The 17,813-nt window shown below is 60.9% G+C and carries 19 protein-coding genes; 1 reads left to right on the forward strand and 18 read right to left on the reverse strand.

The window, feature by feature from the left end:
* Positions 1 to 378 precede the first annotated feature (378 nt).
* The 12 genes from DSOUD_RS11145 to DSOUD_RS11200 all read right to left on the reverse strand — a co-directional run bounded on the left by DSOUD_RS11145 (position 379) and on the right by DSOUD_RS11200 (position 11,847).
* Positions 379 to 762, reverse strand: a complete 384-nt coding sequence (locus DSOUD_RS11145; protein ID WP_053551083.1) for a hypothetical protein — start codon at positions 760 to 762, stop codon at positions 379 to 381.
* 252 nt (positions 763 to 1,014) lie between these two features.
* Positions 1,015 to 1,275, reverse strand: a complete 261-nt coding sequence (locus DSOUD_RS11150; protein ID WP_053551084.1) for a hypothetical protein — start codon at positions 1,273 to 1,275, stop codon at positions 1,015 to 1,017.
* A gap of 330 nt (positions 1,276 to 1,605) precedes the next feature.
* Entirely contained in the window at positions 1,606 to 2,943 is a 1,338-nt protein-coding gene (locus tag DSOUD_RS11155; RefSeq protein WP_053551085.1) for a UDP-glucose dehydrogenase family protein, read from the reverse strand.
* Between the two features lie 157 nt (positions 2,944 to 3,100).
* Positions 3,101 to 3,460, reverse strand: a complete 360-nt coding sequence (locus DSOUD_RS11160; RefSeq protein ID WP_232426435.1) for a hypothetical protein — start codon at positions 3,458 to 3,460, stop codon at positions 3,101 to 3,103.
* A gap of 194 nt (positions 3,461 to 3,654) precedes the next feature.
* The gene (locus DSOUD_RS11165; protein ID WP_096335439.1) at positions 3,655 to 4,086 is read right to left on the reverse strand and encodes a type II toxin-antitoxin system MqsA family antitoxin; all 432 of its coding nucleotides are present in this window, start codon (positions 4,084 to 4,086) and stop codon (positions 3,655 to 3,657) included.
* Positions 4,087 to 4,089: 3 nt separating this feature from the next.
* The gene (locus DSOUD_RS11170) at positions 4,090 to 4,392 is read right to left on the reverse strand and encodes a type II toxin-antitoxin system MqsR family toxin (RefSeq protein ID WP_053551087.1); all 303 of its coding nucleotides are present in this window, start codon (positions 4,390 to 4,392) and stop codon (positions 4,090 to 4,092) included.
* A gap of 418 nt (positions 4,393 to 4,810) precedes the next feature.
* Entirely contained in the window at positions 4,811 to 5,074 is a 264-nt protein-coding gene (locus DSOUD_RS11175; protein WP_232426436.1) for a hypothetical protein, read from the reverse strand.
* Positions 5,075 to 5,383: 309 nt separating this feature from the next.
* Positions 5,384 to 6,394 (reverse strand): NAD-dependent epimerase, encoded by a 1,011-nt coding sequence (locus DSOUD_RS11180; protein WP_053551089.1) that lies wholly within the window; start codon positions 6,392 to 6,394, stop codon positions 5,384 to 5,386.
* Positions 6,395 to 6,443: 49 nt separating this feature from the next.
* The gene (locus DSOUD_RS11185) at positions 6,444 to 7,163 is read right to left on the reverse strand and encodes a tyrosine-protein phosphatase (protein ID WP_082351232.1); all 720 of its coding nucleotides are present in this window, start codon (positions 7,161 to 7,163) and stop codon (positions 6,444 to 6,446) included.
* A 174-nt stretch (positions 7,164 to 7,337) separates the two neighbouring features.
* Positions 7,338 to 9,731 (reverse strand): GumC family protein, encoded by a 2,394-nt coding sequence (locus tag DSOUD_RS11190; protein WP_053551090.1) that lies wholly within the window; start codon positions 9,729 to 9,731, stop codon positions 7,338 to 7,340.
* 68 nt (positions 9,732 to 9,799) lie between these two features.
* Entirely contained in the window at positions 9,800 to 10,855 is a 1,056-nt protein-coding gene (locus DSOUD_RS11195; RefSeq protein WP_053551091.1) for a polysaccharide biosynthesis/export family protein, read from the reverse strand.
* Positions 10,856 to 10,992: 137 nt separating this feature from the next.
* Positions 10,993 to 11,847 carry a PHP domain-containing protein gene (locus DSOUD_RS11200; protein ID WP_053551092.1) on the reverse strand — a complete coding sequence of 285 codons (855 nt, stop codon included), beginning with the start codon at positions 11,845 to 11,847 and terminating at the stop codon, positions 10,993 to 10,995.
* 153 nt (positions 11,848 to 12,000) lie between these two features.
* On the opposite strand from DSOUD_RS11200, the gene DSOUD_RS11205 reads away from it, so the two are divergent.
* Positions 12,001 to 12,711 carry a UDP-2,3-diacylglucosamine diphosphatase gene (locus DSOUD_RS11205; RefSeq protein ID WP_053551093.1) on the forward strand — a complete coding sequence of 237 codons (711 nt, stop codon included), beginning with the start codon at positions 12,001 to 12,003 and terminating at the stop codon, positions 12,709 to 12,711.
* Here the strand turns inward: DSOUD_RS11205 and DSOUD_RS11210 are convergent.
* The 6 genes from DSOUD_RS11210 to DSOUD_RS11235 all read right to left on the reverse strand — a co-directional run bounded on the left by DSOUD_RS11210 (position 12,703) and on the right by DSOUD_RS11235 (position 17,810).
* The gene (locus DSOUD_RS11210; RefSeq protein ID WP_053551094.1) at positions 12,703 to 14,061 is read right to left on the reverse strand and encodes a YhjD/YihY/BrkB family envelope integrity protein; all 1,359 of its coding nucleotides are present in this window, start codon (positions 14,059 to 14,061) and stop codon (positions 12,703 to 12,705) included. The two genes, DSOUD_RS11205 and DSOUD_RS11210, sit on opposite strands and share 9 nt — an antisense overlap.
* An 83-nt stretch (positions 14,062 to 14,144) precedes the next feature.
* Entirely contained in the window at positions 14,145 to 14,462 is a 318-nt protein-coding gene (locus DSOUD_RS11215) for a YtxH domain-containing protein (protein ID WP_053551095.1), read from the reverse strand.
* Positions 14,463 to 14,465: 3 nt separating this feature from the next.
* The gene (locus tag DSOUD_RS11220; RefSeq protein ID WP_053551096.1) at positions 14,466 to 14,867 is read right to left on the reverse strand and encodes a DUF948 domain-containing protein; all 402 of its coding nucleotides are present in this window, start codon (positions 14,865 to 14,867) and stop codon (positions 14,466 to 14,468) included.
* A gap of 118 nt (positions 14,868 to 14,985) precedes the next feature.
* On the reverse strand, positions 14,986 to 15,513 hold the full coding sequence (locus tag DSOUD_RS11225; protein ID WP_053551097.1) for a YkgJ family cysteine cluster protein: 528 nt from the start codon (positions 15,511 to 15,513) through the stop codon (positions 14,986 to 14,988).
* A 243-nt stretch (positions 15,514 to 15,756) separates the two neighbouring features.
* Positions 15,757 to 16,392, reverse strand: a complete 636-nt coding sequence (locus tag DSOUD_RS11230) for a MarC family protein (protein ID WP_053551098.1) — start codon at positions 16,390 to 16,392, stop codon at positions 15,757 to 15,759.
* Positions 16,389 to 17,810 carry a M16 family metallopeptidase gene (locus tag DSOUD_RS11235; protein ID WP_053551099.1) on the reverse strand — a complete coding sequence of 474 codons (1,422 nt, stop codon included), beginning with the start codon at positions 17,808 to 17,810 and terminating at the stop codon, positions 16,389 to 16,391. Before DSOUD_RS11235 ends, DSOUD_RS11230 begins: the two co-directional genes overlap by 4 nt.
* Positions 17,811 to 17,813 lie beyond the last annotated feature (3 nt).

Genomic DNA, 17,813 nt, shown 5'->3' on the forward strand with positions numbered 1-17,813 from the left:
AGAAGGAAGAAGAGGTCCGGGGCTTCTGCCCTTCTCAGCGTCCTCCGGTCTTTCTCTGCGCTCTCTGCGTTGAAGACCGAACCCAACCCTGCCTCACGCGACGCCGCAACGCTTAAGGATCTAAAGCAGGGACAACGGTTTTCGTCGCGTCGTCGCGTCGTCGCGTGAAACCAGCCGTTGATGCGCCTTGTGGTTAAACCAAAAAAAGCTTCTGTTCCTGGCCTTCTCAGCGTTCTCCGGACCTTCTCCGCGCTCTCTGCGATGAAAACCTGACCTGAGACCTGAATCAGCCCGGGCTTCCAAGATGACAAGTTGGCACCAGAAACCCCCAATGGGCCAGGCCCCTGCGGAGCCAGATCCAAAATTCATTACTCCTGTTCAGTCCTCCCGCACTCGATACCCTGCCCGATGTGCCTCGGTATCACGGCGATGTGCAGCGACATCGACTGCGACGGCGTCGACCTTCTTCTCCACGGCGTCGACCTTCTTCTCCACGGCGTTGACCTTCTTCTCCACCGCGTCCACCTTCATCTCCACAGCGACGACCCTTACCTCAACCCGTTCCAGGCGATTTTCCATACCGGTCATCCGATCTTCAAATCGGTCCATCCGCTCGACCAGGGACTGCTGCCCCTCGACGACCAGATCCATCCTGTGCTGAAAATCTTCTTGAAATATCCCGATCCGATGATCGACAGACTGGATGATTTCTTCTTTGAAGTTTGTCAGCAATGCGATCAGTTGTTTATCATCGATAGCCATTTACGACTCCTGACTTAAAAAAATGCCTTTTTTACCACGGAGGCACGGAGAAACCTGACCCTGGGGTTAGCCCAAAACAAAGCCTCTGCTTCGGCCCTTCTCCGCGTTCTCCGGATTTTCTCCGCGTTCTCTGCGTTGAAGGCCTGACCTGAAACCTGAACCTGCCCGGGCTTCCAAGAGGACAAGTTGGCACCAGAAACCCCCAATGGGCCAGGCCCCTGCGGAGCCAGCTCCAAAATTCATTACCCCTGTTCAGTCCTCCCGCACTCGATACCCTGCCCGGTGCGCCTCGATGTCGCGGCGATGGGAATACAAGTCGTTGACAATAGCATCAATCTTTTTGGTGAGTGTGACCTCCACCTGATCGATCCTGGACTCGACCCGATCCAGTTTCTCTAAAAGCGTCTGATGCCCTTCGCCCAGAATTTCGAATTTATGCTGAACATCCTCGGCAAAGACGCCGACGACGCGAGTCATCATAACTTCAATCTGTTTCAGGTCTTTTTCTTCCATGAGCGCTTTTCCCTTCGTTTCATCCGGGCATAATTTCGAGGACCGAGGTCGGATCAATCACCATCGGGCACCCGCAAGGGCGCCCCTACAGGGTTGAATACCGAACCCAACCCTGCCTCACGCGACGCCGCAACGCTTAAGGATCTAAAACAGGGACAACGGTTTTCGTCGCGTCGTCGCGTCGTCGCGTGAAACAAGCCTTTCCCTATGCCCGTTTGAGGGAGAAGGAAGAAGTTGTCTGTCAAACCGAAACAGCCTCTGTTTCGGCCCTTCTCAGCGTTCTCCTGTCCTTCTCAGCGCTCCCTGCGTTGAAAACCGGAGCAGGATCAGTTACCCCCGGCGGCCGATGCCGAAGTAGTCGAAGCCGTTTTCGCGCATCACCGCCGGCTCGTACTGATTGCGGCCGTCGAAGATCACCGGCTGTTTCATCATCTTCTTGACCGCCGAAAAATCGGGGTGGCGGAACGGTTTCCATTCGGTGACCAGCACCAGGGCGTCGATGCCTTCGAGGGCGGCGTACTGGTGGAGGACGAGCTGCAGCTGTCCGTTTTCGAACCAGGCCCTGGGGAGCTGGCTGCGGGCGGCCTCCATCGCCTCGGGATCATAGGCGAGAATGCGCGCTCCGGCGCCGATGAGCTCGTGAAGCAGGACCACCGAGGGCGCCTCGCGCAGATCGTCGGTGCCGGGCTTGAAGGCCAGCCCCCAGACTCCGAAGGTCAAACCGGAGAGGTCGGCGCCGAAGCGGGCGACGATCTTTTCGAAGAGGACGTGTTTCTGGCGCTCGTTGCGGCGATGCACCGCCTGCAGCAGGAGGGGATCGAGATCGCACTCCTCGGCCATGCGGACGAGCGCCGTGACATCCTTGGGGAAACAGGAGCCGCCGTAGCCGCAGCCGGGGTAAATGAAGGAATAGCCGATGCGGCTGTCCGAGCCGATCCCCTGGCGCACCTTTTCGGCATCGACATCGAGGCGGTCGCAGAGGGCGGCGATCTCGTTCATGAAGGAGATCTTGGTGGCGAGCATGGCGTTGGCGGCATACTTGGTCATCTCGGCATCCCGCACCCCCATGACGATAATCCGGTCGTGATTGCGGGTGAAGTCGGCATAGAGGCGGCGCATGATGTCGGCGGCCTCGGGGGTGTCGGCGCCGACGACGATGCGGTCGGGGCGCATGAAGTCTTCGACGGCCGCTCCTTCCTTGAGAAACTCGGGGTTGCTGACGACGTCGAAGGGGATTTTCACCCCGCGTTTTTCCAGTTCGACGGCGATCGCACCCCGCACCCTGTCGGCGGTGCCGACGGGGACCGTCGACTTGTCGACGATCACCGCGTAGCTCTCGAGATTCTGGCCGATGGTGCGCGCCACGGCCAGGACGTGCTTGAGATCGGCGGAGCCGTCCTCGTCCGGGGGGGTGCCGACGGCGATCATGTAGACCTTGGCTTCCTTCATCGCCGCCGGGAGGTCGGTGGTGAAGCGCAGTCGCCCTTCCCTGCTGTTGCTGGCGACGATCGGTTTGAGCCCCGGCTCGAAGATGGGGATCTGACCGTTGTTGAGCCGGTCGATCTTTGCCGCATCGACATCGACGCAGGTGACGCTGTTCCCCATTTCAGCAAAACAGGCCCCGGTGACGAGCCCTACGTATCCGGTACCGACGATAGTGATGTTCATCCGGGATTCGACTCCTGTGGAAGGTTTTCAATTCCAGTTTTTGAAACTGCAACGGGTTTTACCGCGGGAAAAAAGCCCAACCTAACACTGCCTCACGCGACGCCGCAACGCTTCAGCAAGACCCGGGGTCAGGTGCCCCATCCTTAAGCCCACTTATTCACTCTCCGTCACTCACCCGCCATCCCTTGCGGTGCGCCTCGGTATCGCGGCGGTGAGCAGCGACATCAACTGCGACTGCGTCGACCTTTTTCTCCACCGCGTCGACCTTCATCTCCACTGCGGCGCCCCTCACCTCAACCCGTTCCAGACGATTTTCGATCCCGTCCATCCGCCCTTCCAGTCGGTCTATCCCCTCAACCAAGGTCTGCTGCCCTTCGACGACCAGGTCCAGTTTGTGCTGGAAGTCTTCCCGCTGAACACCAAGATGATAACGAAAGTCTTCGCCAATCTCTCCCCTGAATTGCCCAATCATGCGGGACATCATCTCTTCAATTCGCCGAAAATCTTTTTCTTCCATTTCCCTCCTCCTTCAAAATCAAAACCTTAATAGCACGCGGATGACGCGGATCTACGCGGGTTAAACCAGATCTGTCGTTTAAGGAAGAAGGAAGAAGGAAGAAGGAAGAAGTGAAACAGCCCCTGCCTCGGCCCTTCTCTGCGTTCTCCTGTCTTTCTCTGCGCTCTCTGCGTTGAAGACCTGTCCTGACCCTGCTATCCAGCCTTACGGCCTTCTCGCAATTCGTCAAGCAACTCGGGATGTCTGTCGAGGATACGAAACAGGTGCATGATCGCAGGAAGTGGCCTGGCTTCCCCTCTTTCGTAACGGGAAAAAGCATTGTGGCCGCCACCGGTCAGAGCCGCTGCCTGCTTCTGCGTCAGCTTTAATTTTCTGCGGATGCGTGCCAGCTCACCAGCCTGCCTCTGCTCAACTTGCCGCATGAAATCCAGAAGCAGTTCTTCAGTTGCCGCCATATCGTCACCAGTCAAAACAGCCTCTTCACAAGAGGAACACCAATCACCGCTCTGCTCGTAGTCAAGAATCTCGCCGCGATACTCATAGCGGGCGGTTCGCGTCTCGCGCACCAGCTTTCCGTTTGCACAGGCCGGACAAACCAGCCGAGGATCATGACGTGTCGCATTCATCTTTTAGATATCCTTGAATGAAATCGTGAAATATCCGGTGGCATCCTGCTGAAACTTGATGTACAGCATCCTGCCTCGCCATGAACCATGGTAAACATCCTGCCAGACATCATGGCTCCGATGCGTTGTCATCGACTTATAGAAACATGTCTGATCAAGGGTCTGGATAATCGAGACTGCCGCCTGCAAACTGACTCCGGCCCGTAAAGCATCATGACGAGCGGTCACGGTCATACGCAGGCCAGCAACAGTCGACATCTGTGCCTGGATGGCCCGCAAATCGTAATGTGCCCTCCGCTTTTCCATAACATAACCCTTTAAGGGTAAATATGCAAGTCAGCTTTCAGGTTCAAAACACCCCCTGCTTCTCCCCTTCTCAGCGTTCTCCTGTCTTTCTCTGCGCTCTCTGCGTTGAAGACCTAATCTAACCCTGCCTCACGCGACGCCGCAACGCTTCAGGATCTGGGCCAGGAGCAAAGGTTTTCGTCGCGTCGTCGCGTGAAACAAGCCTTTCCCTATCCTTGTTTGGGGAAGAAGGGAGAAGTTGTCTGTCTAACCAAAACAGCTTCTGATTCTGCCCTTCTCAGCGTTCTCCTGTCCTTCTCCGCGCTCTCTGCGTTGAAGACCAAACCTGCACTCTGCCTCACGCGACGCGGCAACGCTTCAGGATCTGGAGCAGGGGCAAAGGTTTTCCATTCGTGACAGATATATTTTCCCGCCGACCTCATTCCCCTTCACTCACCCGCCACCCCTTGCGATGCGCTTCCGTATCGCGGCGATGCGCTGAGAGATCTGCTGCGACACTATCGATCCGATGCTCCACCCCATCGATACGCTCATCGAGGCGGATTTCCAGGCGCTCCATTCTCTCGGAAAGCATCTGTTGTCCTTCGGCCAGCAAATCCATTTTATCCCCCAGGGACTCTTCCAGAGTTCCGATCCTGCGAGCCAGTAGTTCATCGATTTGCTTCAGAAACTCTTCGTTCATCTTCACCCTCTCTATTAATCACCTTGCCCTTCTCCGCGTTCTCCTGTCCTTCTCTGCGCTCTCTGCGTTGAAGACCTAATCTAACCCCGCCTCACGCGACGCCGCAACGTCGCAACGCTTCAGGATCTGGGCCAGGAGCAAAGGTTTTCGTCGCGTCGTCGCGTGAAACAAGCCCTTGATCGGCCCTGTTGTAGGGATACCCCATGCGGGTATCCTTTCCGGGAGATCGGTGTCAAATCAATCACAATCGGGCACCCGCAAGGGGTGCCCCTACAACGTTGAAAATTTTTCCAAGGTGCCATGTCTCATTCAACACCCATAATATTCCCTGTACCAGGCGACGAACCGCCCGACCCCCTCCTCGATGGAGGTGGCCGGCTTGAAACCAACGTCCCGGACCAGGTCGTCGACGTCGGCGTAGGTCGCCGGGACGTCGCCGGGCTGAAGGGGGAGGAGGATCTTCTCGGCCTTTTTGCCCAGGGCGTCCTCGATCACCTCGATCAGGTGCAGCAGCTCCACGGGGTTGTTGTTGCCGATATTGTAGTTGCGGTAGGGGGCGCTGCTCGTCCCGGGGTCGGGAGCGTCTCCGGTCCAGTCCGGGTTGGGGCGGGCGATGTTGTCGGCGACGCGGATGATCCCTTCGACGATATCGTCGACGTAGGTGAAATCCCGCCGCATCTTGCCGTAATTGTAGACGTCGATCGGCCGCCCTTCGAGAATGGCCCTGGTAAAGAGGAACATCGCCATGTCCGGTCGACCCCAGGGGCCGTAGACGGTGAAAAAGCGCAGGCCGGTGCAGGGGAGGCGGTAGAGATGGGCATAGGTGTGCGCCATCAGTTCATTGGCCTTTTTGGTCGCCGCATAAAGGGAGACGGGATGGTCGACGTTGTCGTGGATGGAAAAGGGCATGCGGGTACTGGCGCCGTAGACCGAGGAGGAGGAGGCAAAGACCAGATGCTTGACCCCACCATGCCGGCACCCTTCGAGAATGTTGACGAACCCGACGAGGTTGCTCTCGACATAGGCGTGGGGATGGGTGATGGAATAACGCACCCCGGCCTGGGCTGCCAGATGAACGACCCTGTCGAACCCTCCTTCGGCAAAAACGGACTCGATCCCTTGCCGGTCGGAGAGTTCCATCCGGACAAAACGAAAACCCGGATGCGCCTCCAGTCGGGCGAGCCGCGCCTCCTTGAGCCGCACGTCATAATAATCGTTGAGGTTATCGAGACCGACCACCGTGTCGCCGCGCGCCAGCAGGCGGTTGGAGAGATGAAAGCCGATAAAGCCGGCAGCGCCGGTCACAAGAATTTTGGCCATGAAAAATTCCTTCGAGTAAATGTTTAAATCCCTTCTCCCCTCTCCCTTCTTACAAAGCCTTAAGCCCTTCCAGAACCTTTTCCAGAGAATCGGGACTGTGTCCGTCGCTGCCGAAACAGTGGTAAATCCCGGAGCCGTGCAGGGCCGCCGCCCGGCGGCGCACCCTGGCTCCGTAGACGCCGGCAAAGGAGCCGAGGTTCCCCTGGAAGAGACAGCCCATGTCCCGCAGGTAACCGAGCTCGGAATCGGGGGAGAGTTCTGTGGCAACAGGGGACGGGGGAGGAGAGAAAAACCGAAGGGCACGGCCGATCCGGGTCCAGCTCAGATCTCCTGGCGGCGCCTGGTCGAAAAAGAGCGTCCGTTCCGGATGGGCGAGGAGGGGGGTAAAACCGCAGCGCACGGCGCGATGGATGTTCTCGCGCACCAGGGCGGGCTCAGCCCGGGAGGGAGCCTCGACCAGGAGGAGGGAGGTGCCGCCGAGGGGCTGGGGGTCGTCGAGGGCCTCGGGGAAATACTCGTCGAGGTAGTATTCCATCCCCGGATGAAGGCGCAGGGGTATATCCTCCCCGTCCAGAGCGGACTGCAGCTCAAGGACTCCCCGCCGCACCGTCTGCGGGGTGTTGTCATAGGTGCCGCGGATACAGTGGGGTGTGCAGTAGACCTCGGTAAAACCGGCGCCGGCTAACTGACGGGCCATGAGAAGCGCCTCATCGAGACTTCGCGCCCCGTCGTCGAGGCCGGGAAGGAGATGGCAGTGCCAGTCGTTCATGGCTGAAGATCCGTATGAGGAAGAAGGGAGAGGGAAGAAGGGAGAAGAAACAGGCCTTTGATCGGACCTGTTGTAGGGATACCCCTTGCGGGTATCCTTTCCGGGAGATCGATGTCAAATTAATCACAATCGGGCACCCGCAAGGGGTGCCCCTACAGCGTTGAGCCCTTACGATCAGCGCCGGAAGCGGAAGAACTCCTTGACGGTCTGCCACCATCCGGAGGAGTCCGGACCGGAAGACTCGTCGGAATAGCCGCTGGAGTAGTAGCCGTAACCGTACTTGTACTTGCCGCTGCGTCCCCGGTAGGAGGCGTAGTATTCCATCCCCTTGCCGGTCTTGTCGTTGAGAATCAGGCCGGCGACGGGGGCCTGGGCCTCATCGAGGAGCTCGCGGAGGCGCTGGGCAGCCTTGATCTGAACGCCGCCGGCTTCGAGGACGACGGCGACCCGGTCGCTCAGGGAGGTGAGAATCGAGGCATCGGTGACGGCCAGGAGCGGCGGCGCATCGAGGACGATGGTGTCATAGCGTCCGCGCAGCTCCTGCAGGAGATCGACCATCCGCTGCGAACCGAGGAGTTCGGCGGGGTTCGGCGGGGTGGTGCCGGCGCTGATGAAGTCGAGCTGGTGAATCCCCGTGGGGTGGACCGTCTCGTCGAAGGTGGCGTCGCCGATGAGAATCTCGGTGAGGCCGGGGGTCCGGCTGGCGCCGAAGACGGCATGCAGCGTCGGACGGCGCAGGTCGCAGCCGATCAGCAGAACGCGGGCGTCGGTCTGGGCCAGGGTTTCAGCCAGGTTGGCAGCGATGGTGGTCTTCCCCTCGCCGGGAAAGCAGCTGGTGACCAGGACCACCTTCTTCTCGCCGCCGACGCCGGAGAAATGGAGGCTGGTGCGCAGGCTGCGGAAGGCCTCGGCAGCGGGGGAGCGGGGAGCGAAGTGGGTGATCAGCGGCCGTTGCTCCTCTCCCTCGCCGATTTTTTCCGGCTTTCCGGGACGGGGACCGATGTGGGGGATGACGGCGAGGATCGCCAGGCCGAGAATGCGTTTGGCGGTGTCGGCGTCCTTGATGGTATCGTCGAGATATTCCTGAAAAAAGGCCAGACCGATGCCGAGCATGGCACCGACGATGAGGCCGAGAAGGAGGTTCTTTTTCTTCTGCGGCTTGACCGGCCGATCGGGGGTGATGGCCGAGTCGATGACGCTGATGTTGCTGATGGTCGAGGCCCGGGCGATGCGCGCCTCCTCATGCTTCTGCAGGAGGAAGGTGTAGATGTCGGCATTGACCGTGGCCAGGCGGGTGAGGCGCGCCAGCTGCTGCTCGGCGGCCGGGAGTTTGCGGAGGCCGGCCTCGTAGCGGTCCATGTCCGCCGTAAGTGAGGCGATGCGTACCGAAAGGCTCTGCCGGGTGCTCTGGTAGATGTTGAGGAGTTTCGACTGGATCTCGCGGATCTGGTCCTGCAGCGCCTGCATCAAGGGATGGGCTTCGGTGACCTCGACCAGCAGACCCCGCCTCTCGACTTCGAGAGCCGCCAGCTGCTGCGCGAGGGCGGCCACCACCGGATCGTCGAGAAGGACCGAAGGGGCATACCCCTGCTCCAGTTCGATGGCTGCGTTGAGCGTCTCGAGAGCGAAATCGACCTGCCGGCGGCGCAGAGAGACGGCGCTGCGCTCCTTCTCGGCGAGGGAGAGGCGCTCGATGAGGGACTGGGCTTCGCTGTCGAGGCGCACGATCCCCGCCTCCCGTTTGTAGACTTCGAGGCTCTTTTCGGCGGAATCGAGGAGGGTGCGCACCTCTTCGAGCTGCTTCTCGATGAACTCCACCGATTTGCGCGCTTCCTCGGTCTTGAGGAGGATGGAGCGCTCCAGATAAACGGTGGCCAGGGTGTTGACCACCTGACGGGCGCGGACGGGGTCGGTGCTCTGGTAGGAGGCGCGGATGATGTTGGTCCCCTTGCCGACCTCCGAGGCCCGCACCCCTTCGCGCAGGGCGCTGACCACGTCATTGAAAGGGAGAAGGGTCAGTTTGAAGCTGTCCCCCGCTTTTCCGCTCAGGCCGTCGAGAACCAGGGTGAGATCCCCCTGCTGCAGCCGTTTGCCGCTCGTCCCCTGGCCGAGGATCTGCTTCGTGCTGTCGCGCACCTGGAAAGTATCGGGTCCGGTGATTTCCACGCGAAAAGCAGGAATTTCGGCGCTGCTGGCAAATTCGAGAATCCGGAAATCGAGATCCGCACTTCGTTCTGCGACCTGCCAGGTGAGGTTGAGACGCTCCACCACATCCTCGGCGTTGGTCCGCGACTTGAGGATTTCGATCTCGGTCTCCACCGGGTTTTGACGCGAAAGGCCGAGGTCATCGAGGACCCCGCCCCCCCGCACCTTTTCGTCCCGTACATGGAGGGTCGTCGAAACCTCGTAGACCGGCTTCATGAGCAGGGTGTAGAGAGATACGGAGATCACCACCGCGGCAAAGGCGAGGAGAAAAACACGCCGCCTGCGGAACAGGACATTGAGGTAGTCCTGAAGATGAATTTCCTCGGTCGGCGGAGTGGAAAATTGCGGGTTCTGGTTATCCATGGTGAATCCTGAAAGGAATGGCGCTAAAAAATCCTTGCGGCGAAAAAGGGAGCGGGTGACCCCCCCGGCTAATTATCCTGGAGGAACTTGATCTGGACAAAGGGCTGCAGAATGGCGCTGAACGTCTGCAGCGAAGGGAGGATCTCGCCGAGAGCCTGGTTCCAGTTGCCGATGGCGCTGCGCGGCACGAAGATGATGTCCCCCTCGGAGAGCGGATAAGGGAGGCTCTTGCCGCGCAGGATCTGCTCGAGATCGACGACGATGAGTTCCCCCCGGACGGCGGAATGGGAACGGATGATGCGAAGATGCTTCTCGTTGTCGGTGGTTCCGTCGATGCCGGCGGAGGCCAGGGCCTGGGCCAGGGAGAGGCGGCCGTTGGGCATCGGCACCGGTCCGGGCTTTTTGACGGCGCCGAAGACGAAGACATTCTGGTTCTTGTCATCGGGCACAAAGAGGGTATCCCCCGGCTTGAGCCAGTGATTCCCCTGGGTTTCACCCTGGCGGAGCAACTCGTAGATATCGACCGGGACGGTCTGCCCGTCGCGGATCAGCCGGGCGCTGCGCAGGTTGGCGGAATCGACCATGCCGCCGCCGAGGGAGAGCCCCTGAAGAAGGTTCAGGGGGCGATCCATGTAGTAGGTTCCGGCGTTGCGGAACTGGCCGAGGAGGTAGAGGGGCTGGCTGTGATACTCGGCGACCTCGACCACCACCCAGGGGGTGTTGAGATAAAGAGCGAAGACCTCCTGCAGCCGTTCCTGGACCTGGGATACGGTCAACCCGGCGACGAAGACGCTCCCCACCAGGGGGAGGCGCAGGTTGCCGGCCCCGTCGATGCGACTCCCGGGGATGCGGGTCGAGCCGCCGGTCGTGCCGGGGCTCCCCAGCTCGGGGCGACCGTTGACGTTGACAAAAAGGACGTCGCCGGGGCCGACGACATAGTCGAGGAGAGGGGGCTCTTCGGCGGCCAGAAGGGGGACGGAGACGTCTTCCTGCTCGATCACCGGCGACCCGGTAACGGCCAGGACCGTCCCCGGAGGGAGATCGGTGTAGGAGGCGCAACCGCCCAGAACAAGGAGGAACAGAAGGAGTGAAAAAAGGACGGAGAGAGCTGGAGAACGTGCCATGATTCAAATCCTTGCCGTTTCACGGCGGGAGGGGGCGATCGCACCTGCAACCAGGGCAAAAAAAAGAAAAAGTACTGGGAATCTATACCTTTAGTCTCAATAAAAAGTCAAGGCTAAAGTCGGCCGGAGCGGGGAAATCACCGGTTCAAACGCCGGCGGATTTCCTCGACGCAGGCGTAGGGGATCTTAAGGTTACCGCGGCCGCTTCCGATGCGCACACTCCCCTCCTCGTTGCCGTGAAAGTCGGAACCGCCGGTGACGATGAGGCCGCGACGGCGGGCAGCGGTGATATACCAGTCAATTTCATCGTTGTTCGAGCCGCTGTTCCAGGCCTCGACGCCGTCGAGCCCGAAGGGGATCAGGGTGTCGAGAAGTTGCAGGAACGTCTTGCGCTCGGTGGTGATGAAGGGGGGATGGGCGAGGACCGTCACCCCGCCGGCGCCATGTACCAGGGCGATAGCCTCGGCGATGGGGAAGGCGCGCTTGGGGACATTGCAGGGGACCAGGTAGCGGTTGAAGGCCTCCTCGTTGTTGCGGACATACCCCTTCTCCCGCAGGGCCATGGCGATATGCGGACGCCCGACGGTACCGCCGGCGCTGACCTGCACTTCGGCGAAATCGATGGGCGCCCGCCCCTCGACGGCCAGCCTCTCGTTGACCCGGACGACGATCATCTCGTTGCGCCGCTCGCGAAAATCCCGGAAACCTGCCAGGGCCTCCATCAGGGCGGCGTTTTTGTGGTCGAAACCGTAACCGAGGAGGTGGATGTCCTCGAAATTCTCCCAGACCACCGACAGCTCGACCCCGGTGAGAACCTCGATACCGAGCCGGTCGCCGGCCCCCCTTGCCTCGTCGATGCCGTCGATATTGTCGTGGTCGGCCAGGGCGATGGCGGCAAGCCCCGCCGCGGCAGCCATCTCGACCACCGCCGTCGGAGAATAGCCGCCATCGGAACAGGTGCTGTGCAGATGCAGATCGATGGTGTCGGACATATTTTGGTTGAATCCTTTTCCGGAAGGTTACAGCCTGCAAATATTACCACAGAGACACAGAGATTGCCTCCCTTCTCCCTTTTCCCTTCTCCCTTTTCCCTTTTCCCTGCGAATCGTTGACTTTCTCCCTGCCGCTTATTATAGTCCTCCCCCATGAAAGACGTATTCCTAGCCGATGCCCATCTGCGCGACCCCGGGGACGAGAATTACCGCCGGCTCCTGACCTTTCTCGAGGGGCTGCGGGGGGAGACCCGCACCCTCTATCTTCTGGGGGACATCTTCGAATTCTGGATCGGCTACCGCCATGCGGTCTTTTCCGCCTACGTGCCGGTCCTCGAGGCCCTGCGGCGCCTGCGGGAGGCCGGCACAGAGCTGGTCTTCGTCGAGGGGAACCACGACTTTCACATGGGCCCCTTTTTCGAGGAGGTTCTCGGCTGCCGGGTGATTGCCGACGATGCGGCCGTCGACGTCGACGGTCTGAGAATCTATCTCGCCCACGGCGACCTGGCCGACCCGGCGGACAGGGGGTACCGGCTGCTGCGGCGCCTGCTGCACAGCCGCTTCACCCTCTTTCTCGCCCGCCTCGTCACCCCTGATCTCCCCTGGGCGATCTCCCGCTGGATGGGACGACAGAGCCGCAAGCAATACGGCACCCGAAGTCTCCGCCGCCAACCGGAAGAACTGATCCTGGCCCATGCCCGCCGGCGCTTTTCCGAGGGGCATCAGGCCGTGGTGACGGGCCATTTTCACCATCCCCTTCTCAGCTCCGACCGGGCCGGAACCGTCGTCGCACTCGGCGACTGGATCGACCAGTACTCCTACGCCGTCCTCGAAGACGGCGCCTTCCGTTTGGAATCAGCCTGATTCCTCCTTTTTCTCCCGCGACCCTTCCATCTTCAGCACCAGATCCTTCAGGGTCAGATTCCCGAGCGCCTCGCGGCCGGCCACGTCGAGGTCCGCCTCGAGACCGGCGATGGTCTTCCATTCGACGGTCCTGCGCAGACGCGTGACGCTGGCTCCGTCCTCCTTGAGGGCCTGCACCACGCCGTGCACCGAAACCGCTTCCGGAGAACGGGCCGGCTGATAGGCATTGTCGTTGTCGGCGGCGTCGTGCACCACGGAGAGAAAACCGAGCTTCACGAGTTCGTTGAGGATGCTGCGGGCCAGGCGCGGCGGGAGTTCGAGCTCCTCGGTGATCCTCTCCAGGTCCCAGGGGCGCTCCCCTTTGAGGAAGTTGGCCGCAGTGGCCAGGAGAATCGTCAGGGCCACCAGTTCGCGACTGGCGAAATTGACGTCCTCCCCGCAGATTTCCCGGCGGATCGAGCGGAGGTTCTGGATGGAGTAGGTCACCTCGAGTCCGAGAAGAACGATCACCCAGGAGAGATAGATCCAGACCATGAAGATGGGGAGGGCCGCCATGGTTCCATAGATGGCGTTGTAGCGTGCCACCCCGACCTGGAAATTGAGGTACCCCCACTGGGCCAGCTGCCAGAGGGTGCCGCCGAAGATCCCGCCGAGCAGCGCCGCCCGGAACTGGACCTTGACGTTGGGCATGAAGAGATAGAGGAAGGTGAAGGCAGCCCACATCACCACGTAAGGGAGGACCTTGAAGAGCAAAAAGATCAGGTCGCCGACATAGGCCATCCCCATCAGGGTCTGGATGAAGGTCTGGCTCTTGAGGGTGGTGGTCATGGAAATGGCCGCCAGGAGAAAAACCGGCCCGATCAGGACCACCGACGAATAGTCGGAAAAGCGCCGGAAGAGGGACCGGGTCTCGGTGACCCCCCAGACATGATTGAACATTTCTTCGATATTGGAGAGAAGAGCCAGCACCGAGAGGACCAGGGCCACAAGGCCGACGGTACCGAGGCGACCGAAGTTGGTGTTGTTGATATAGGCGATTATGGCGCTGACGATTTCAGCGGATCCGATGGCGATCTTGTCGAGAATAAAGGGTTCGAGGGTGTTCTGCACCCCGAGCCCCTTGAGGACCGAGAACATCAGGGCCAAAAGGGGGACGATGGCCAGCATGGTCGTGTAGGTCAGGGCCGAGGCGCGCAACATGCAGCGGTCGGCAAAAAAATCCCGCCAGACCAGAACCGCGACCTGCAGGTGACGCAGCAGAACGAGGCGCATCCGGGTGAGTTCCCGAGGGTCGAGTTCCCAGATTTTCTGGCGCATGAAGCGTTTGATCTTCTCTATCACATCGACCATGACCTGGGCAGACTCCCGAGGGCAGCGTACGGGCATGAAAAAGCCCACGAAACGTGGGCTTTTTCACCGCGGTGGTTTTTATCTCAGGCCGTTTTCGGATGCTTGGCCCGCTCGGCTTCCATCGCTTCTTTTCCGGCCTCCAGGGCGGTCTTGATCAGGTCGCCCTTTTCAACCAGGACTTCCCGCCCTTCTTCGATCGCTTCACGGATGCGGGCTTCAGCCTCTTCGGTGATTTTGTTGACCTTGTCCCGTACATCGTCCGCCATGTCCCGGACCTTGTCCCGGGTTTCTTTCCCCGAACGGGGGGCGGTGAGCAGAGCCAACCCGCCGCCGATCGCGGCCCCCATTACGAGAGCCAGAAAAACATTCCCCACACCGCTGCATCTGCATTCGTCTGCCATGGCTCATTGACCTCCCTGTTGTTTTTTCATCTGTTTCATTATGACCTTGCTGGCCGAGCGGATCCCCAGCCAGAGTCCTGCGGCGTTGCCGGCGTAGCGGCCGAGATCGTGCTGCAGAAAACGGGTGACGCCGTGAATGGAGTCCCCCACTTCACCGACGGATTCAAGGAAGTGCCCGGCCTGGGCCATTCCCTGTTCGGCATGCTCCGACGCCCTGTTGATCTTCTCGGAGGCCTGGCGCAACTCCCGCAGCATGGGGAGAAGATCGCGCTGAACCTCGCCGAGAACGACGTCCACCTGTTGTGCGGTTCGTTTGACCTGAATCATCATCGGAATCAAAAAAACGGCAATCATCAAAAACAGGATCGTGATGATTAAAGCAAAAATATCGACCTGAATCGGCATAACCCCTCCCGGAAAAAATTCCGTCTGTCTTTAGGACCTGTCATAAGTACAGCATAAACCGTTACGATTGCAATAAAATTGACTATTTATCTCCGAAGGGACTGTTCCTAAACCGTTTTTAATCCCCCTGGAGGAGGAGAGCCTCGGCGATGCTGAGCCGTTCCCCGCCGGGGGGCGTCCCCTGAAAGGCCTCGGCGACGAAAAGCTCGTCGATGGTGGCCAGGGTCGCGTTGAGGAGATCGAGATCGACCACGGAGGAGGCCGGCAGGGAGGCAAGTCCCTGAAAATTCTGCGGGCAGAAGTCGACACGCCGCCCTTCCCCCTCGGAAAAGATGAGGGGAAGCCCGTGGGTGCGGCAGATCATCGGCCGCGCCGCATAGAGGAGGCAGGCGCCGTCCTCCAGGAGAGGACAGGGGCCGTCAGGTGTCGCCTTTCGAGCCCGCTCCCGAATCCTCGTCACCAGACCCGGGTCCTGCCCGGCCAGGGCCCGGGCCAGGGCGACCCCCTCGACCCGGAAGAGGCTGAGGTGACGGCAGCAGGAATCGCACCCCTTGCGGCAGGCCAGATGCTGCCCGTAGGCCGCTTCAATGCGCCGGCACAGCGCATCGACCCGCCCCACCAGGTGCCGGTAGTTTTCAAGAAGCATGGTTTGACCTTTTGCAGAACGTCCCGATTCACTGGGAATTTGAATTTTTTGCGATCCTCTTTGACCGCGGGGATTGGCACAAGGATATCCCGGATTTCCTGCCGGTCAAGATAGATGACAACGCAACAAAATCAATTCTCACCACGGAGGCGCAAAGATCACGGAGGAGACCATTTCCATATTAAGAGGTTTTCTCTGTGCCTCTGTGACTCTGTGGTCAGGTTAGAGGTTTTTGCGAGACCATCAAGAAAGGGGCGCCAGAACGATGCGCACCCCGTCGACGATGTACTGGACGGCGAGAAAGGCGAGGATGAGGCCGAGGATCCGGGTGAGTACCGTCATCCCCAGCTTACCGATTACCCTCAGGACCGTATCGGCCTGCCGCAAAAAGAGGTAGCCGAGGGCGAAGACGGCCGCCGCCGCCAGGAGGAGGGCGAGGTGCGCCGGTATGCCCTCGGCTCTCCCGGAGAAGATGAGGGCGGTGGTGATCGTCCCCGGTCCGGCCAGGAGGGGGATGGCCAGGGGGGTGATGGAGATGTCTTCCTTCTTCTGGGCGAGGCGCTCCTCGCGCTGGCTCGTTTCGGTGCCGGTGACCCGGCCGTAGAGCATCTCGAGAGCGATGGCGAAGAGGAGGACGCCGCCGCCGATCCGCACCGCCGATGGACCGATGCCGAAGTACCCGAGGAGCGCCGGACCGGCGAGGATGAAAAGGGCCGTCACCGCAAAGGCGACCAGAGAGCCGCGGCGGGCCATGGCGACGCGCTCATCCCGACTGTTGTCCGGGGTGATGGCGAGAAAGACCGGCACACCGGCCACCGGGTCGACGATGATGAAGAGCTGCACCGCAAAGGCGAGAAAAAGTTCGAGCGCCGCGGTCATTCTCCGTCCCGAATGATCTCCACCGGCCTCCCCAGCGCCGCCGGAACGGCCTCGAGGGCGGCCTGGTCGCCGACCAGAACCAGCGTCTGGGTCTCGGGGTGGAGGCGGGCGCGGGCGGCCGCGAGAACATCGGCGGCGGTGACGGCGGCCACCCTGTCGCGGAAGGTCTCCAGGTACCCCTCGGGATAACCGTAATAATCGAGGCGCATCGCCTGGGTAACGACGTCGTGACTGTCGTCGAAGGCAAAGATGAAGGAATTGACCAGGCTCTCCCGGGCCAGGTGAAGCTCATGCTCTGCGACCGGCTCGCTGCGCATCTCCTCCATGATCCGCCGCATCAGCTGCACCACCTCGACGGTGGAGGCACTCTTGGTTTCGCAGCCGGCGACGAAGGGGCCGGGGAGGAGACGACCGATCTGGTAGTAGGAGTAGACCGAATAGGCCAGCCCCCGGTCGGAACGGATCTCGCTCATCAGGCGGGAATTGAAACCGCCGCCGCCGAGGATGTAGTTCATCACCCGCACCGCATACTGGTCGGGAGCGGACTTGTCGATGCCGATTTCGCCGAGAAGGATCGTCGTCTGCGGGATCTCCTTCGGCGCGACCAGGAGCGCCCCCCGGGGGCTGCCGGTCAGGGGAGGGATCGCCTGGGGGGTGAAGGGGACCCGGGGCCAGTCGCCAAAGAGGCGATGGAGCGTTTCCAGAAGGGCGGCACGGTCGAAATCGCCGGAGATAGCAAGCCACAGGTTGTCGGGATGGACGTAGGAGCGGTGGAAGTCCAGCAGATCGTTCCGATCCACGGCGGAGAGCGTCTCCACCGTCGGAGTCCGCCCCAGGGGATGATCGCCGTAGAGAGCCTTCATCAGGGCCCGGGACGCGATGGAGCCGGGATCGTCGTTCTGGCGACGCACCCCTTCGATGGCCTGTTTGCGGGCCAGTTCGAGGCGCTCCGGAGCGAAACCGGGCTTGAGGAGGACGTCGGCGAGGAGCCCGAGGCCGGCGTCGAGGTCGCCGCTCTGCAGGGAAAGCTCAAGGGTGGTGGCATAGTCGTCGCTCCCCGCGGAGAAGTCGGCGGCCAGCCGTTCGAGCATCCGGTCGACCTCGTCGGGGGAGCGGCTGCCGGCCCCGCCGGTGCGCAGCGCTGCGGCATAGAGCATCCCCTCCCCGGTGCGCCCGGGGGGATCGCCGATGCTGCCGGCGCCGATCATGGCCGTCACCTCGAGGAGAGGGAGCTCGGCGTCCTCCTTGAGATAGAGGCGGATACCGTTGGGAAGCTCCAGGCGCTCAACCTCCGGGGGATGAAAGACGAGGGGGGGGAAGCTGAGCTGATCGGGGCGCAGCATCTCGGCCCCGGGAGAACAGGAGGAGAGAAGAAGGGAGAGGGCCAGCAGCAACAGAGGCGAAAATCGCAGTTTCATGAA

The organism is Desulfuromonas soudanensis (assembly GCF_001278055.1).
Lineage (GTDB): Bacteria > Desulfobacterota > Desulfuromonadia > Desulfuromonadales > WTL > Deferrimonas > Deferrimonas soudanensis.

What these genes read in the sequence shown, in the direction of transcription:
- DSOUD_RS11145 (WP_053551083.1), bottom strand. Translation starts at nt 762, where the DNA reads ATGGCTATCGATGATAAACAACTGATCGCATTGCTGACAAACTTCAAA.
- DSOUD_RS11150 (WP_053551084.1), bottom strand. Translation starts at nt 1,275, where the DNA reads ATGGAAGAAAAAGACCTGAAACAGATTGAAGTTATGATGACTCGCGTC.
- DSOUD_RS11155 (WP_053551085.1), bottom strand. Translation starts at nt 2,943, where the DNA reads ATGAACATCACTATCGTCGGTACCGGATACGTAGGGCTCGTCACCGGG.
- DSOUD_RS11160 (WP_232426435.1), bottom strand. Translation starts at nt 3,460, where the DNA reads ATGGAAGAAAAAGATTTTCGGCGAATTGAAGAGATGATGTCCCGCATG.
- DSOUD_RS11165 (WP_096335439.1), bottom strand. Translation starts at nt 4,086, where the DNA reads ATGAATGCGACACGTCATGATCCTCGGCTGGTTTGTCCGGCCTGTGCA.
- DSOUD_RS11170 (WP_053551087.1), bottom strand. Translation starts at nt 4,392, where the DNA reads ATGGAAAAGCGGAGGGCACATTACGATTTGCGGGCCATCCAGGCACAG.
- DSOUD_RS11175 (WP_232426436.1), bottom strand. Translation starts at nt 5,074, where the DNA reads ATGAACGAAGAGTTTCTGAAGCAAATCGATGAACTACTGGCTCGCAGG.
- DSOUD_RS11180 (WP_053551089.1), bottom strand. Translation starts at nt 6,394, where the DNA reads ATGGCCAAAATTCTTGTGACCGGCGCTGCCGGCTTTATCGGCTTTCAT.
- DSOUD_RS11185 (WP_082351232.1), bottom strand. Translation starts at nt 7,163, where the DNA reads ATGAACGACTGGCACTGCCATCTCCTTCCCGGCCTCGACGACGGGGCG.
- DSOUD_RS11190 (WP_053551090.1), bottom strand. Translation starts at nt 9,731, where the DNA reads ATGGATAACCAGAACCCGCAATTTTCCACTCCGCCGACCGAGGAAATT.
- DSOUD_RS11195 (WP_053551091.1), bottom strand. Translation starts at nt 10,855, where the DNA reads ATGGCACGTTCTCCAGCTCTCTCCGTCCTTTTTTCACTCCTTCTGTTC.
- DSOUD_RS11200 (WP_053551092.1), bottom strand. Translation starts at nt 11,847, where the DNA reads ATGTCCGACACCATCGATCTGCATCTGCACAGCACCTGTTCCGATGGC.
- DSOUD_RS11205 (WP_053551093.1), top strand. Translation starts at nt 12,001, where the DNA reads ATGAAAGACGTATTCCTAGCCGATGCCCATCTGCGCGACCCCGGGGAC.
- DSOUD_RS11210 (WP_053551094.1), bottom strand. Translation starts at nt 14,061, where the DNA reads ATGGTCGATGTGATAGAGAAGATCAAACGCTTCATGCGCCAGAAAATC.
- DSOUD_RS11215 (WP_053551095.1), bottom strand. Translation starts at nt 14,462, where the DNA reads ATGGCAGACGAATGCAGATGCAGCGGTGTGGGGAATGTTTTTCTGGCT.
- DSOUD_RS11220 (WP_053551096.1), bottom strand. Translation starts at nt 14,867, where the DNA reads ATGCCGATTCAGGTCGATATTTTTGCTTTAATCATCACGATCCTGTTT.
- DSOUD_RS11225 (WP_053551097.1), bottom strand. Translation starts at nt 15,513, where the DNA reads ATGCTTCTTGAAAACTACCGGCACCTGGTGGGGCGGGTCGATGCGCTG.
- DSOUD_RS11230 (WP_053551098.1), bottom strand. Translation starts at nt 16,392, where the DNA reads ATGACCGCGGCGCTCGAACTTTTTCTCGCCTTTGCGGTGCAGCTCTTC.
- DSOUD_RS11235 (WP_053551099.1), bottom strand. Translation starts at nt 17,810, where the DNA reads ATGAAACTGCGATTTTCGCCTCTGTTGCTGCTGGCCCTCTCCCTTCTT.